1 pseudogene is annotated in these 267 nt (G+C 49.4%); it reads left to right on the top strand.

The annotated features are described in order from the left end of the window. Positions 1 to 15 precede the first annotated feature (15 nt). Positions 16 to 267 (top strand): annotated as a pseudogene (locus CH339_RS25720) (L-arabinose isomerase); the annotation flags it as partial.

Genomic DNA, 267 nt, shown 5'->3' with positions numbered 1-267 from the left:
AAAGAAACGTCATTTATGGAGGATTACACGTACCATTTTGAACCGGGCAATGAAATGATCCTCGGCTCCCACATGCTTGAAGTGTGCCCTTCGATTGCCGAACACAAACCGAGAATTGAAGTCCATCCGCTGTCAATGGGTGCAAAGGATGATCCGGCGCGGCTCGTGTTTGACGGAATTGCAGGTCCTGCGGTCAATGTCTCCCTTATTGATTTGGGCGGACGTTTCAGGCTTGTCATCAATAAAGTGGAAGCTGTGAAGGTTCCG

The organism is Rhodobium orientis (genome assembly GCF_003258835.1).
Lineage (GTDB): Bacteria > Pseudomonadota > Alphaproteobacteria > Rhizobiales > Rhodobiaceae > Rhodobium > Rhodobium orientis.
The sequence above is the reverse complement of the archived record's forward strand: the minus strand, read 5'-3'. Positions and strand labels throughout refer to the sequence as shown.